At 33.1% G+C, this 16,747-nt stretch carries 12 protein-coding genes; 3 read left to right on the top strand and 9 right to left on the bottom strand.

What is annotated here, in order from left to right:
• Positions 1-18: 18 nt before the first annotated feature.
• The 9 genes from M3P09_RS11080 to M3P09_RS11040 all read right to left on the bottom strand — a co-directional run bounded on the left by M3P09_RS11080 (position 19) and on the right by M3P09_RS11040 (position 8,323).
• Positions 19-1,071, bottom strand: a complete 1,053-nt coding sequence (locus tag M3P09_RS11080) for an NAD(P)/FAD-dependent oxidoreductase (RefSeq protein WP_249973175.1) — start codon at positions 1,069-1,071, stop codon at positions 19-21.
• 10 nt (positions 1,072-1,081) lie between these two features.
• A complete protein-coding gene (locus M3P09_RS11075; RefSeq protein WP_099563472.1) occupies positions 1,082-1,657 on the bottom strand; it encodes a precorrin-2 dehydrogenase/sirohydrochlorin ferrochelatase family protein in 576 nt (191 codons plus the stop codon).
• Between the two features lie 2 nt (positions 1,658-1,659).
• The gene (cobA, locus tag M3P09_RS11070) at positions 1,660-2,421 is read right to left on the bottom strand and encodes a uroporphyrinogen-III C-methyltransferase (RefSeq protein ID WP_249973174.1); all 762 of its coding nucleotides are present in this window, start codon (positions 2,419-2,421) and stop codon (positions 1,660-1,662) included.
• A gap of 6 nt (positions 2,422-2,427) precedes the next feature.
• Positions 2,428-4,542, bottom strand: coding sequence for a HEPN domain-containing protein (locus tag M3P09_RS11065; RefSeq protein WP_249973173.1), 2,115 nt, complete (start codon positions 4,540-4,542; stop codon positions 2,428-2,430).
• 9 nt (positions 4,543-4,551) lie between these two features.
• On the bottom strand, positions 4,552-5,799 hold the full coding sequence (locus M3P09_RS11060) for a sulfate adenylyltransferase subunit 1 (protein WP_099563469.1): 1,248 nt from the start codon (positions 5,797-5,799) through the stop codon (positions 4,552-4,554).
• 97 nt (positions 5,800-5,896) lie between these two features.
• A complete protein-coding gene (gene cysD, locus M3P09_RS11055) occupies positions 5,897-6,811 on the bottom strand; it encodes a sulfate adenylyltransferase subunit CysD (protein ID WP_099563468.1) in 915 nt (304 codons plus the stop codon).
• Between the two features lie 13 nt (positions 6,812-6,824).
• Positions 6,825-7,445: a phosphoadenosine phosphosulfate reductase domain-containing protein gene (locus M3P09_RS11050; protein WP_249973172.1), complete on the bottom strand. Its 621-nt coding sequence runs from the start codon at positions 7,443-7,445 to the stop codon at positions 6,825-6,827.
• Positions 7,442-7,741: a DUF2061 domain-containing protein gene (locus M3P09_RS11045; RefSeq protein WP_099563467.1), complete on the bottom strand. Its 300-nt coding sequence runs from the start codon at positions 7,739-7,741 to the stop codon at positions 7,442-7,444. Before M3P09_RS11045 ends, M3P09_RS11050 begins: the two co-directional genes overlap by 4 nt.
• Positions 7,742-7,909: 168 nt before the next feature.
• On the bottom strand, positions 7,910-8,323 hold the full coding sequence (locus M3P09_RS11040; protein WP_099563466.1) for an RrF2 family transcriptional regulator: 414 nt from the start codon (positions 8,321-8,323) through the stop codon (positions 7,910-7,912).
• Positions 8,324-8,485: 162 nt separating this feature from the next.
• On the opposite strand from M3P09_RS11040, the gene M3P09_RS11035 reads away from it, so the two are divergent.
• From M3P09_RS11035 to M3P09_RS11025, 3 genes are read left to right on the top strand one after another with little or no spacing between them, the layout of a single operon-like run.
• Positions 8,486-12,427 (top strand): RHS repeat domain-containing protein, encoded by a 3,942-nt coding sequence (locus M3P09_RS11035; RefSeq protein WP_249973171.1) that lies wholly within the window; start codon positions 8,486-8,488, stop codon positions 12,425-12,427.
• A 21-nt stretch (positions 12,428-12,448) separates the two neighbouring features.
• Positions 12,449-16,129 carry a DUF6443 domain-containing protein gene (locus M3P09_RS11030; protein ID WP_249973170.1) on the top strand — a complete coding sequence of 1,227 codons (3,681 nt, stop codon included), beginning with the start codon at positions 12,449-12,451 and terminating at the stop codon, positions 16,127-16,129.
• The gene (locus tag M3P09_RS11025) at positions 16,116-16,529 is read left to right on the top strand and encodes a hypothetical protein (protein ID WP_249973169.1); all 414 of its coding nucleotides are present in this window, start codon (positions 16,116-16,118) and stop codon (positions 16,527-16,529) included. The genes M3P09_RS11030 and M3P09_RS11025 overlap by 14 nt, the downstream gene beginning before the upstream one ends.
• Positions 16,530-16,747 lie beyond the last annotated feature (218 nt).

Genomic DNA, 16,747 nt, shown 5'->3' with positions numbered 1-16,747 from the left:
TTTATGTGATTGAGATGTTTAATTAATAGCCTGAACTACCGCCTTTGGTGCTTCCTTGCGTGTTCCATCAAAACCATCTATACCACTAACAGTTGTATATTTTAAAACATACTTTTTACCTGGATTAATAATTCTGTAAGCCGCTTGGCACATTAATGTGGCTTCATGGAATCCACAAAGAATTAATTTTAATTTCTCAGGATATGTATTTACATCTCCAATGGCAAAAACTCCTGGTATATTAGTTTGATAGTTTAAAGAGTTATCTACTTTAATGGCATTCTTTTCAATATCTAATCCCCAATTTCCTATAGGGCCTAATTTTGGTGATAAACCAAATAAAGGAATAAAATGGTCTGTTTCTATCTTAGTTTCTTCGCCGTCTTTAACATAAGTAATAGCTTCAATTTTTCCATCACCATGAAGTCCTTTTACTTCTGCTGGCGTAATTAAATTAATTTTATTTAAAAGTGTTAACTCTCTTACTTTTTCTACAGAATCTAATGCCCCTCTAAACTCATTTCTTCTATGAATTAGAGTCACTTCTGAAGCTACATCAGTTAAAAAGATACTCCAGTCTAAAGCTGAATCACCACCACCAGAAATAACGACTTTCTTATCACGATAAAACTCTGGATCTTTAATAATATATTCAACACCTTTATCTTCATAACCAGCAATACCTTCTATGGCTGGTTTTCTAGGTTCAAATGATCCTAAACCACCGGCAATTGCTACTACTGGAGCATGATGTTTTGTACCTTTATTCGTTGTTACAATAAAAGACCCATCGTCTTGTTTTTCTATAGTTTCTGCTCGTTCACCTAAAGTAAAACCAGGCTCAAATTGCTTTCCTTGCTCTAACAAATTTTTAGTTAAATCTCCTGCCAATATCTCTGGAAATCCAGGAATATCATAAATTGGCTTCTTTGGATAAATTTCAGAACATTGACCACCTGGTTGTGGTAATGCATCAATTAAATGGCATTTAAGCTTTAATAAACCTGCTTCAAAAACTGTAAATAATCCAGTTGGTCCTGCTCCTATTATGAGTATATCTGTTTTAATCATTTCTACGATTCTATTTTGCAATTAATCCTTTGGTGAATTCATTAAGCGTTTCTACTTTCTGCTCGAAATCTCCTTTTATTGTTTTTCTATATTCATTTAAATTTTTAACTAAATCGTCAACATCTTCTGGGATAACATCCTCAAAAAATTGTCGTAATCGTTTAGCTGTTGTTGGTGATTTTCCATTAGTTGAAATCGCCACTTTTACATTACCTTTAGTTACAATTCCACCCATATAGAAATCACAATATGGTGGGTTATCGGCAACATTTACTAAAATACTTCTTTTTCTACAATGTTTATAAACTTTTATGTTTACTTTAGGAACATCAGTCGTTGCAACAACAATATGCTTTCCTTTTAAATAACGTTTATCATATTTATCTTTTATTAGCGTAACATTTCCTTTCTTAGTCAAAGATATAGTATCTTCTCTAAACATGGGAGACACTAATGTTACACAAGCATCTGGACTCGATTTTAATAAAAATCTCAATTTTTCTTCCGCAACATAACCACCACCTACAATAAGCACATTTAAATTTTGTGCCTTTAAAAAAATAGGGTACAAATTATTTCTTTCCATAACTATGCTATTGCAAAATCTTTATAAATAGAATTTAAAACTACACGCTCTTTAACTACGTCTCCTATAACTATAATAGCTGGTGATGACAGTTGCTTTTCTTCAACCACTTTGCTAATTGTACTAATAGTACCTACTCCAAATTTTTCGTTTTGAGTGGTTCCATTTTGAATGATTGCTACAGCAGTATCTTTCTTATTTTCTGTTGAGAACACCTTAACTATTTCATTAAGCTTACTCATTCCCATTAAAATTACAACAGTTGCTGTAGATTTTGCAGCCAGTACCACATCGTTAGATAATTTATGTGCTTTTGTAGTTCCAGTAATCACCCAAAAACTTTCTGAAGCTCCTCGCTTAGTTAGTGGAATTCCTTGATATGCAGGAACGGCTATAGCCGATGTAATTCCTGGTACAACATATGTTTCTAAACCAAATTGTTTGGCATAATCTATCTCTTCTGCTCCACGTCCAAAAATAAAAGGATCACCTCCTTTTAAACGTACAACGTGTCCGTGAGAATTTGCTCTACTAACAATAAGTTCATTAATTTGGTCTTGCTGAAAACTATAACACCCTTTTCGTTTACCAACAAAAATAAGCTCTGCTTTTTTAGAAGCATACTTAAGAAGTGCTTCATTTATAAGTGCATCATACAAAATAACATCAGCAGATTCAATAGCTTTAATTGCCTTAAGCGTTATTAAATCTATATCTCCTGGTCCAGCACCTACAACTGTTAGCTTTGGAGTTTTTATATTCATTTGTTTTTAAACTGCTTTCCTTTGAAGCTTATTTATTTCGGTTTCAGTTTCTCTGAAAGCTCTTACTTTATCTAAAAACTGATTTGCATTTTCAATATATTTAGTAGCAAACTCTTTTGTTGGCGCATACTTTTTAATTTGATAAATCAATTCTGAAAAATCAACCCCTAAGTCTATTCTATCATTAGCAACAAACAATTCATCAAACTGACTAATAATACCAGCATGAGTATTTGTTTTTTTGTTTTCAGCTAATAGTAACGCTTTCGCTGAATTAACTAAAGAACTATAAGCATAATATATAGCACTAGAGTATACTTTATCGCTTAATGCTTTTTTAGCATTATCAATTTTTTCTTCGCTTTCTAAAAATAAAGTCGCTATTAAATCGATTACTACACCAGCACACTCGCCTATACCTATTTCTTTAACATATTTTTCTTCTTCTCCCCAATCGATAAAATCATCTTGAGTTAAATTCGTAACATCTTGTAAATCATTTAAAAAATCGTAAAAATACTTTTCGCCTTTTTCTTTATAATATTCTACAAAGGGTGCACCATTGGCATTTGCCTCAAAATCATTTAAAATTCTACGTAATGCTTCTGGTCCTCTTTTGCTTGGTACTTTTACTACTTTATCTGCAAAATATGCATTTCCATCACCTAAGTTTCCTCCACCAAGTAATACCTGTAATGCTGGGGCTACTAATTTATCTGGTGTACGAACTGACATCCCTTGGAAACCTATATTAGCCATATTATGTTGCCCACAAGCATTCATACATCCACTAATTTTAATAACTAAATCTTCATTATTTAAATATTGTGGATACTCAGCTTTAATAACACGCTCTAACTCATCAGCAATTCCAGTACTACTTGCTATTCCTAAATTACAAGTATCGGTTCCTGGGCAAGCTGTAATATCAACTGCTTTATTATACCCCGCTTCAACAAATCCTAATTTTTCTAATTCTGTATAGAAAAATGGCACTAATTCTTCTTTAACAAAAGGAATTACAATATTTTGGCGTAGAGACAGACGAATTTCGCTAGCAGCATAGTTTTCTACTAAATCAGCTAATAACCTTGCTTTATCTGTATAAAAATCTCCTAAAAGCACTTTTATTCCAATGGCAACATAACCTTGCTGCTTTTGAGGAATTAAGTTAGTAGACTTCCATGTTTCAAAAGCTTTTTGATCTTTAATAATTACTTTAGGGGTTTTATTTACCTCAACTGGAACTGAAGCTTCATATGTATCTGCATCAATGGCTACTGTTTTAAATTCAACAGCATTTTGTTCAGCTTCAATCAATTCCTTAAATGCATCCAACCCAATATCCTTTAAAAGAAACTTCATACGTGCTTTGGCTCTACTTTTACGTTCACCATGACGATCAAAAATTCTTAAAACACCTTCCATTACTGGAATAATTTTATCAGTAGACAAGAAATCGTATAACACATCTGCGTGCCTCGGCTGAGAACCTAATCCACCACCTATCATCACTTTAAATCCACGCTCTCCGTTTTTAATCTTAGCAATAAATCCTAAATCGTGCATGTAAGACAAGCCTGTATCTTCATCTGAAGATGAAAATGAGACTTTAAATTTACGTCCCATTTCTTGACAAATAGGGTTTCTTAAAAAGAATTTAAAAAGTGCATCTGCATATGGCGATACATCAAACGGTTCGTTTGGATCAATTCCTGCAGTTTCAGAAGCTGTTACGTTTCTTACAGTATTACCGCAGGCTTCACGCAAAGTAACATCATCACGTTCTAATTCTGCCCAAAGTTCTGGAGTTCTATTTAAATCTACGTAATGAATTTGAATATCTTGACGTGTTGTAATGTGTAATCTTCCTCTAGAATATTCATCTGACACATCAGAAATTCTATGTAATTGATTACTCTTAACTTTACCATAAGGTAATTTTATACGAATCATTTGTACCCCTTCTTGACGCTGACCATAAACACCACGTGCTAAACGAAGGCTTCTAAATTTTTCTTCATCAATCTTTCCATTATGAAATAACTCAATCTTATTAGCTAATTCTATAATGTCGTTTTCTACAACTGGATTCTCTATTTCTGTTCTAAAACTTTGCATCTTCTTTTTTTATTGAATGAAGCCCGCTCCAACCGTATTATTTGATTGTGGGTCAATTAAAATGAATGAACCATTGGTTCTATGATTTTTAAATTGATCGTAAAAAATGGGCTTATTTAACTTGAAACTAACTGAAGCAATATCATTTACTCCTAATCCAGAAACATCTGAGTCTATCCCAGAATAATCCGGATTTATTTTGTGATTAATTTTATCAACTTTTGCTAACACTTTATTTATACCGTGCTGTACCACATATTTTCCTCCAGGAATTAATTGAGTTGAATCCATCCAGCACACGTTCGCAGTGAATTGTTTTTCAATAGTTGGTAAATCACCAGCTTTAACAATCATATCACCACGACTAACATTAATGTCGTTTTCTAAAGTAATTGTTACTGAAGAACGTCTAGATGCAGTTTCATACTTTTCATCATAAAAGTAAATGTCCTTAATCTTTGATTTAGTTTGCGATGGTAATACTACAATATCATCTCCAACACTTAAATTACCGCCATAAACTTTACCTGCATAACCTCTATAATCATGAAAATCTTCAGTCTTAGGGCGAATTACGTATTGCACAGGGAAGCGTGGTGTACCAATATTAAAAATATCTGCTTTATCTATTTCTTCTAAATGTTCTAATAAAGCTTCGCCTTTATACCAAGGCATTTTTTCAGATTTATTAACAACATTATCTCCTTTTAAAGCACTTACTGGAATGAATGTTATTTTTTGATCTTGGTAATCACGTTTACTCATTAATTCTTCAAAATCAGCTTTGATTTTATTGTAAATCTCTTCAGAATAATCAACTAAATCCATTTTATTAATGGCAACAACTACGTCTTTAATTCTTAATAAATTATTAATAAAGAAGTGACGATTGGTTTGTTCTATAACACCTTTCCTCGCATCAATTAAAATGATCGAAGCTTGTGATGTTGAAGCTCCTGTAACCATATTACGTGTGTATTCCACATGGCCAGGAGTATCTGCAATAATGTAACTTTTCTTTTTAGTTGAAAAATAAATATGGGCAACATCAATTGTAATACCTTGCTCTCTTTCGGCAACCAAACCATCAGTCGCTAACGAAAAATCTAGGTAATCATAACCACGTTGCTTACTTGTTTTTTCAATAGCTTCTAATTTATCTGTAGTTAATGATTTTGTATCATAAAGAATTCGCCCTATTAAGGTACTTTTTCCATCATCTACACTTCCTGCTGTTGCTATTTTTAATACTTCCATTTTTATTTGCTGTTGGCTTTTAGCTTTTGCTGCTGGCCTATTTAATATTCGTTTTTAAAAGATTTCCGTCTTCGCGGAAATGACAAAAATTGGCATTTTAAAAATACCCTTGTTGTTTACGTTTTTCCATGGCAGCTTCTGAGCGTTTATCATCTATACGTGCACCACGTTCAGAAATTGTTGACTCTCTAATTTCTTGTACGACCTTAGAAATAGATACCGCATCGGATAATACAGCTGCGGTACAACTCATATCACCAACGGTTCTAAAACGTACTAATTCTTCAATAACTTCTTCATTCTCATCTCTGTAAACAATGCCATCATCTGCAGACCAGATCATTCCATCTCTTAAGAATACTTTACGTTTATGTGCAAAATATATTGAAGGGATTTCAATATTCTCTTTTTCTATATAAGACCAAACATCTAATTCTGTCCAGTTTGATATTGGAAATACACGTACATTTTGTCCATGCTCAATATCGCCATTTAACATATCAAATAATTCTGGGCGTTGATTTTTCTCATCCCATTGTCCAAAATCATCACGCACTGAAAAAATGCGTTCTTTAGCTCTTGCTTTTTCTTCGTCACGACGGGCGCCACCAATGCAAGCATCAAATTTAAACTCTTCGATAGCATCTAAAAGCGTTGTAGTTTGCAATTGATTTCTACTGGCATATTTGCCTGATTCTTCTTTTACCTTACCTTGGTCGATAGAATCTTGAACATTTCTAATTATTAAGTCTAAGCCTAGTTCTTTTACCAGTCTATCTCTAAATTCGATAGTTTCAGGAAAATTATGTCCCGTATCTATATGCATTAAAGGAAATGGAATTTTGGCAGGATAGAATGCTTTTACAGCAAGTCTTACCAAAGTGATAGAATCTTTTCCTCCAGAAAATAACAACACTGGTTTTTCAAATTGTGCTGCCACTTCTCTCATAATATATATAGCTTCGTTTTCAAGCGAATTTATATGTGATGTATCTTTGTTCATCGTATTCATTTTATCTTTTATATTAAGCGTGTAAACCACACTCTCTATTTTCTAATGCTTTTGTTGGGTCGAAATATTTAAATTCGTTAGGCAAGTTATTGTCACTTAGATAGGCGTCTAATTTCTCATCAGACCAATAGTAAAATGGACTTACTTTTAAAATACCATCTTTACTCAAACTAAAAATCCCAATACTATTTCTAAATGCTGTTTGTCCGTGGCGCAAGTTTGTAAACCACACTTTCGGCTTGTGCTCTTCCATGGCGCGTTTAAAAGGCTCTAACTTTACTTGCTCTGTAAATAGAGCATGCTCTGGAGCATCAACACTTGGTATTCCCAAAACTACATCCCTGTGAGCTGATGTTTGCTTAGGCACATATAAATGTATGTTTAAATCTAAATCAGAAATAACCTTTTCCGCATGCCTGTATGTTTGTGGTGTATTATATCCTGTATCGCACCAAACCACGGTAGTTTTAGGCACTACTTTATTTACTGCATGTAAAATTGCAGCTTCATATGGTCTAAAATTAGTAGTTACTACAGCCTCAGCATTAAGCTCAAAAGCTTTTTTTATAATTTCAGAAGGCGTTGCGTTTTTATATGACTCGTTTAGAGTTTCTATTTGATCTATCGTAATCATTTTCCCCATTTTATTTTATTCCAAGCGCGTTCATGAAAGAAATATAATATCATTTTTGAGACAAATTCCACCGAAGCAATAGCTGCTGCCGTTGAAACTTCTCCTATTATAATCCAAGATAAAATCAAAGTATCTAGAGTTCCTATAATTCTCCAACTAATGGTTTTTGCCAAACTTCGTTTTACTTTTTCAGCGGGTTGTTCTTCGGTTTTTGATATTTTATCTCCCGAAGGATTATTAATATCAATCACTTTTACATCCTTATTATTTCTATTTAAAACAGCGTCAATAATCATTTTAAATTCATTTTTATATTAATCCTATCGATTTAATAGGGAATACAAATGTAAAACATATTTTTACATATAAAATATATTTAACAACTTTTTAGAATAATGAACTATTTTAAGAGTAAGTGGGAGAAAAAAGCAAGAAAATTTGAATATTTTATGAAATTCTCAACACTATATACTAGAGAGATCTGCTAAAGTAGTATTTCTGAATACTTGAAGTGTATTATCTCGTACCTGTATCATGAGTTTATTAACACTACATTTTTCTTCATCAGGGCAATCGTCGCACTTTTCATAAAAATTTAAGCTTACACAAGGCACCATGGCAATAGGTCCTTCAAGAACGCGCATTACATCGGTCATTTTAATTTCCGATGGTTCATGCCTTAAATAATAACCACCATGTTTCCCTTTCTTTGAGCCTAAAACGCCTGACTTTCTGAGAGTAAGTAAAATACTTTCTAAAAATTTCTGTGGTATGTTTTCACTTTCGGCTATTTCACTAACTCGAACAGGAGATTCCCCTTCTTTTCTTGCAATATAAGTTAGTGCTTTTAATCCGTATTTTGTTTTTTTAGATAGCATGATGCTAAAATACTTATTTTAATATAGAGATTCACCATACATTTTTTAAAAAAACTTAAAAAAAATACCAAAAGCTTACTAAAAGTAAGGTTTTAGCTTACTCCGAATCCAAAAGTCCTTTATAATTTTATAAGCTCATTACAAACCGTAAATAATGTACTTATGAATATACGATTTTTAGTCCTAGCATTTCTTTTATTAATCTCAAAGAATGTTCTATCCCAAGATTTACCTGAAATTATTCCCCCATCACCTAATACAGCATCATTAGCTAAGTATGGACAAATACCTGTTGGTTTATTTACAGGAACCCCAAATATAAATATCCCTTTAAGCACTTACAAAACTAAAAACTTGTCAATACCTATATCATTAAATTATAGCTCAAATGGAATTAGAGTTGATGAATTAGCTTCTCATGTAGGCTTAGGTTGGAGTTTGAACTCTGGTGGAGCTGTATCAAGGACGCGTAGGGACGATGCAGACGAAGATGCAACTCGGTTATTTGTCCCATCAGCAGCTTTATATTCTCAAACTATGGGTACGTTTTTAAATGCAGCTACTACTGATGGTTCTGGAGCTTTAGATACTCAACCAGATTTGTTTTCGTTTAGTTTTAATGGATACTCAGGAAAATTTTATTTAGATCAAACACTAACACCAGTATTATTAAGCCCTTCTCCTGTAAAAATAGAGTTCTTAAACGATGTCTTAGATGCAAATCCTGATGTGAAAATAACTGATCCAAGTGGTATTGTTTATTTATTTGGAGGAGGAAATGCTACTGAAGAATCTCATAATCAATCATATAATTGCGGTAACCATGGAGTACCTAGTGAAAGAACGGACACAGCATGGTATTTAACAAAAATTGTACACCCTTTAGGTGATGAAATAAATTTAGTATATGAAAACTATAACAATATATACGACTCTGGTATTTCACAAACTATTGTAAATGCTACAGTAGGAATTAACCCTGCCGTTTCTGCCTCCGAAAGCACATGCATTTCAAAAGTTTATACAAGCACCCCAATACTTAAAGAAATAAACTCAGCCACTTCAGGAAAGGTAGTCTTTTCACACACTGTTGGTATTACTGGTAGTGAAAATAAAAAAGTAGATACTGTTACAGTTTATGATGCCAATAATAAGTTAATAAAATCTTATGATTTTGAATACACTGTTGTGAATTCAAATTTGACATATTTAAATCCAAATCCAAATGTAGTGACTGAAGCTTCAGATAAAAAGCGTCTTTTTTTAAATAAGGTTATTGAAAAAGGTAGTAATGGTGAAGCCAACCCTCCTTATATATTTGACTATATAAACCCAGAACAGCTCCCTCCACGATTATCTTTTGCACAAGATTATTGGGGATATTTTAACGGTGCATCAACAAATACACATCTTATTAACGATATAGATGACACTCATGCTTTTGACAATCATAATTTCATATCTAATAGAGACCCGAATGGTACTTATGGTGAGAAAGGAATGCTTAAAAAAATAACATATCCAACAAGAGGAACAAATGAGATTTTTTATGAGCCGCACTCTCGCTATGGTATTGATGTAGTTAACGGTACAACTGTATCTGAATCTGTTACGGTTGAATCTGGGGATCAATACGGCTCACAGACAGAAAGTTTTACACTTAATAACAATGTTACAGAAGATGTTGATATTTATTCATCGGTAAGATATGAGTATTGTAATGAATTTGATCAAGCTAACTATCCTAGTCATTGGATAGTAGCAACAATGCAAGTTATAGATATTACTAATCCATCTAGCCCTTCAGCATTACTTTTTTGGACTGATCCTAATGTTACCCCAACTACAACTTCTTGGTCGGTTCCAGTTTTTAATGCTTCTAATCCTCCTCCAGTACCTTATGTCAAATTAGCAGCTGGTCGCGATTATGAGTTTAAAATTACAGTAACTAAACCATGTTTATCAGCAGGGTTTTCGTTTAATCGCACTTTAAGTTCACAAACCATAAACACGAATATTGAAGTTGGAGGAGTAAGAGTTGCAAAAACACAAATTAAGGATGATTTAGGAAATACTGAAATAAAAAAATATCATTATGCTTCACTAACAGATTTGACTAAATCTTCAGGTATAGGAGAAAAACCACGACCTCAGTATTTTCATAGTTATGATCTTATAGATCAACCATCAGCTACTAGAAGAGATAACTACTCATTATCGTCAAACACATTGCATCCACTTTATGCTATGCAAGGCTACCATATAGGTTATGAGTCCGTAGTAGAAAGTATAGGCGAAAACTTTGAAGGTGGCGGTATTGAAACAAAATTTCATGCCGTATTACCTCCTCCTCCTATTATAATTATTTCGATAGATGAAATAAGCGAAGTTCCAGGTACACCTTATACCAATATTTTTGGAATTGGGAGAGAAAAACAGAAAACAGCATTTCGGAAAAATGGTTCAGCATACGTAACCCTAAGCAGTAAAGAGAATTTTTATTCACATAACTCAGCTTTAGATAATACCATGAAAGTTTATGATGTTAGAAAGAAATGTACTGCTTCTTCTGGCCTCCCTTGTGGAAATGTAACAGATCAGTACTACGCAACATCTTTTTACATCAATCAATCTAATATTGATACCGAATGGCATTACTTATCTTCATCTATAGAAAAACAATATGATTTAAATGGACAGAACCCTGTTGAAACAATAACCAATTATTTTTATGATAATCCTGACCATTTACAAGTTACACGAACACACTCTGTAGTTAGTGATGCTAAGCCTATTATAACAAAAACATTTTACCCAGATGATGTAGGGTCTACTTCATCCCTTGGTAATGATGTATTAAGTACACAAGAAAAATTAGCTATTGATAAACTTAAAAAAGGAAGTTTACATCATATTGCTATGCCCATTCAAGTTGAGACATATAAAGACTTGAATAATGATGGTAATACTGAATCTGCTGAATTAATAAATAGACAACGAACAATTTATAAAGAATGGTTCACAGATATTATTTTACCAGAATATGTTCAAACTTCAAAGAATGATGTATCATTTAATGATAGAATACAATTTCAAGATTATTATAATAACGGAAACTTGGAAGGGGTTTCAAAATCTGATGGAACTCATAGTTATTATATCTGGGGCTATAATGAACAATACCCTATAGCCAAGATAGATAATTTCACATCTGCACAAGCAGCCTCAATTCAAACGCAAATAACTTCGGCAATTAATGCTTCAAATGCAGATGTTGATAGAACCATTGGTGCTTCAGGAACAGAAGGCACTTTGCGAACTGCCCTTGATGTAATAAGAAATAATACTTTACTTACCAATGCTATGGTAACTAGCTACACCTACGACCCTTTAATAGGTGTAACAAGCACAACAGACCCTGGGGGTTATACCTCATACTATGTTTATAACCAGTTTAATAGATTACGTTATGTAAAAAATAAAGATGGGGAAGTTTTATCAGAAAATAAATACCATTATAAAGTTGAAGATATTTTGGCTTCTACAACGAGCACATCATATTCCGTTAATAGCGGGCAAAGCATTACTTTAACAACAGTCGCTAGCGGGGGCACAGGCAATTTTACATATAAATGGACTGTATCTAACAGCAATCTAAATCAAGTGTTTAATACATCCTCTGGAACATTAAATATTACAACAACAGCTAATCATGCCCCCAGCTTTACAATTACCTGCGAAGTAAAGGACACCCAAACTAACGAAACCATGACTACTACCACTCAAGTAAATGTAAGTGTTAGTTATCCAGCTTTAGTTGTTAACAATATTACATTTTCGCCTGGTGGGGCAAACTATGTTGGTAAATCCATTGCATATTCTATAGTAGTTACAGGCGGTTCTGGAAATTACAAGTATGAATGGAGTAAAACCAATGATCAAAATACTTACAACTATACAAATAATACAAGTTCACTAACAAAAAGTATTGTCTCTTCTGACTGCGACGAGTTTACTATAAGATGCAAAGTAACAGACCTTACCACAAACGAAATTATTACTAAAACAAGATTGATGTTTGCCGGATCTGGATGTTTCAATTAAAAAGAATTTAAAACTACAACAATGAAAAATACAATATTTCTTATAGCTGGTTTGTTAATTACACTAGGAAGCTTTGCTCAAGTAAGCGGAACTGCAACAAAAAACTATATTCATACCATTACGTATAAAACAGGCGTTCAAGAATCGGCATTAGGTTCGGTTGCCGATAACGACAAAATAGAAACTATTAATTATTTTGATGGCTTAGGTAGACCTTTACAAAGTGTATTGGTGCGTCAAGGTGGTAAAAATGGTAATGGAGATGATACCGATATTATTACTCCCTCTGTATATGATGCCTATGGCAGACAAGTAAAAGATTATTTACCTTTATCTACTAATGCAAATGATGGTAAGTATTATGATGATCCCATTACAGATATTCAAAATTATTATCATACTAATTTTAATGTGGACTTCCCTACTTTAAATGCCACCAACAGCAATCCTTTTTCAGAAAAAAGCCTTGAAGCTTCTCCGCTTAATAGAGTTTTAAAACAAGCTGCCCCTGGAGAAGCCTGGAAATTAGGCAATGGCCATGAAATCCGTTTTGATTACCAAAGCAATACAGGTAGCGAAGTAAAAAACTATGAAGTTGACGCTGCTAATAATGCTTTAATATTAAGTGCTTTAAATGGCGGTTACTATGAGGCTAACGAACTTTATAAAATGGTAACCAAAGATGAAAACCATGATGGTAGTACAACAAAAGCACACACCACCGAGGAGTTTAAAGACAAGCAAGGGCGGGTTGTATTAAAACGTACTTACGCAAAAGTTGGTTCGCCTGGTGTTATAGAAGCGCATGACACTTATTATGTTTATGATAACTATGGTAATTTAAGCTACGTTTTACCTCCCAAATCAATAAACTTAGTCAATCCTAGTAGCTTTCAGGGTAATATTATTTCTTCTGATGTTGTTACAACAGGCAACAGCTTATCGCTTGATGCTACTAATTCTATAATATTATCAGATGGATTTAATGCAGTATCAGGAAGCACATTTACAGCGTCCATACATAGTTACCAAACCGAACTTGATGCGTTATGCTATCAGTATATATATGATGATAAAAACAGACTAATAGAAAAGAAAATCCCGGGGAAAGGCTGGGAGTATATTGTATACGATATTTTGGATCGTCCTGTACTAACCCAAGATGCCAACCTAAGGCTTCAAAACCAATGGCTTTTTACAAAGTATGATGTTTTTGGTAGAGTAACTTATACAGGGCTTTATACCAATACCATACAAACAACAAGGTTAGCCATACAATCACAATTTTTAGCAGAAAATAATTTGGCTACAGAACAATACGAAACCAAAGTAACATCGGGCACAGGTTACAATAACTCTTATTACACCAATGCTAACTTTCCTAATACAAACATTGCCCTACATACCATCAATTATTATGATGATTATAGTTTTGATAAAGATGGCTTAAGTTTACCCAGTTCTAACATTTATAGCAAACCTATTATTAATTATAATAACACCAATAAAATATTAACAAAAGGGCTGCCTACAGGTAGCAAAGTACTTGTGTTAACTACTAATAACTGGATTATTAGTATTACGGGATATGATGAGCATAAACGCCCTATTTGGATGGGGTCTCAAAATGATTTTTTAAGCACAACAGATTATGTCGAAAGCAACTTAGATGATATTATTGGCTGGGTAACAGAAACTAAAACCAGACATAGTAAATCTGGAAATACTGTAACAACAATAGATAAGTTTACTTACGATCATGCTGGGAAACTGCTAACACAAACTAATAAAATTAATAGTGGTGCAGAACAATCTATAGCAGTAAACGTATATGACGAATTAGGACAACTTACCAGAAAAAAAGTAGGAGGTCTTGCAACAGCTTCAGAGTTGCAAGTGGTAGATTACAATTATAATATTAGAGGATGGCTTAAAGGTATTAACGATGTTAATAATTTGGGAAGCATAGATTTATTTGGGTTTAAAATTAATTATAATACAACTACCGAAAGTTTGGGCGCTGCCGCTTTATTTAATGGTAATATAAGTGAAACCGTTTGGAAAACAGCCAACGATAATACTAAAAGAGCTTATGGGTATAGTTATGATGCCCTTAATAGAATTACTGATGGTAAATATAACCTTAATACAAATTACGATTTAAGTGATATTGACTACGATAAAAACGGAAATATTATGCATTTAAAGCGTTATGGCCATAGAGATACCAATGCTAGTACTTTTGGTATTATGGATAATTTAACCTATGCCTATAACGGAAACCAATTGGAATCTGTAAACGATGATGTGTTGGGTAGTGCAGTAACAGGTTTTATTGACGGTGCCGAAACAGCTAAGGAATATAGTTACGATTCTAATGGAAATATGAATAAAGACGATAATAAAGGCATTACAGCCATTAGCTATAACCACTTAAATTTACCAACACTAGTAACTATAAATAATAGCCTACATAATGGAAATATTTCTTACATTTACGATGCCACTGGAGTAAAACTTAAAAAAACGGTAAGCAATAGTGGAACAACAACCGAGTATGCAGGCAATTATGTGTATGAAGGCGGTTCTTTGAAATTCTTTAACCACCCTGAAGGCTATGTAGATGTTAATGGTAGCAGCTATAGCTACGTATACCAATACAAAGACCATTTAGGGAATGTAAGGTTAAGTTATAAGGATTCTGATGGTAACGGACAGATCTCTGCCTCCGCAGAGATTCTAGAAGAAAACAACTACTATCCCTTTGGACTTAAACATAAAGGGTATAATGATGGTGGTACAGCATTCTATAATCCTGCGTTGAAGTATAAGTTCGGTGGGAAGGAATATCAGGATGAGTTAGGTTTAGATTGGTATGATATTACTGCTCGTAATTATGATCCTGCGTTAGGACGTTGGATGAACCTTGACCCACTTGCTGAAAAATATCATCCTCTATCACCTTATAATTACACTGCAAACAACCCTATTCTATACCTTGACCCTGATGGTAAAGAAATAATAATTAGCGGTAATACTAAAGATGCGTTAACGAAGTTGGCACAAATTGCAGCAACAACTAAAGGTCAAAAAAGATTAGATAGGCTAATTAATTCGAGATATAAATATAGAATGAATAAAGTTTTTTGGACTTCTAATGCTGCATATGATGAAAGAGGAACAATTGGTACAGCAAGAACAATCTATTATCCTTCTTCCGTATGGTGGCCACATACAAACGGAGATAACAATAGCTTATATTATACTGGTCATGAAATCAACCATGCATATAATCATGATTACAATGGAACTAATTATGATAGAAAAACAGAAGAAAGAACATCTGTAAGGTTCGCAAATTATTTAAGGTCTGTTTATGGAGACGGTGATGATTTACGAACATCGTACTTTGGTTTAGGGTTGAAATTTAGTGATAATGAAAATTCATATAACCGTAAAGGTGAAGGTATAACAGATTTTACAGAGACTTTAAGTGTTGAAGCAGGAGAAAACACCTTTGCAGGATTTAGTTATGAGAAAACTGAAGGAGGTGAAACTTCTACAGAATACATAATATCTGTAAAAACAGAAGATGGCACTTTTACTTATAGAAAATTTACCGATCAAAAGGAGTATAATGCTGCTGTAAAAAGAATAAATGAATACCAGAAAAAACAAAAAGAGGAAGATGAGAATAACTAAAACAGCAATAAGAATTATTTACTCATTAGGAATTATCTATTTAATTTCTTTTGTAATAGATGTTTTTTTCTTCTTTAATGATAGAAAAAATTATGATGGTGTATTTCAGTTTCCGTATGAACCCAAATATCTTATTGCAATTAAATGGTTGATGATATTCATTATCATTATTGCATATTTATTTATTCTTAAACTAAAACGAAAGGCTTTTTATATAGCCATTTTTATTAACTCAATCTTCTTGTTATTATTTTTATATTATTTGGTTGATGGAATAGGTTATAAAGGAAGTATAATATATAACATGAAATTAATTGAAATCACTTCCTTATTTTCATTACTTTTCCTATTGAGATTACTTCTACACAATAAAAGTAGTGCAGTTAATCAAGGGGCATGAAAAACTATGAAATAAAAAATATAAGTCAAAACCACTTCTAACGAGGTGGTTTTTTATTGCAATACGTTTTGCAGTTTAGTCTGCTTTATAAAAGCATCGAGCATCGCAAAAACGTGTTCTTTATCCTTGGGCTTCCCCCGCTACCGCTAGTTTTAAAAACTAGTGGAGGTAAGAGTAAGTAAAATACAAAAGCTATTCTATGAAATTAGGGTAGCTTT

The organism is Jejuia spongiicola, from assembly GCF_023502325.1.
Taxonomy (GTDB): Bacteria; Bacteroidota; Bacteroidia; order Flavobacteriales; family Flavobacteriaceae; genus Wocania_A; species Wocania_A spongiicola.
This window is presented reverse-complemented; position numbering and strand designations above follow the sequence as displayed.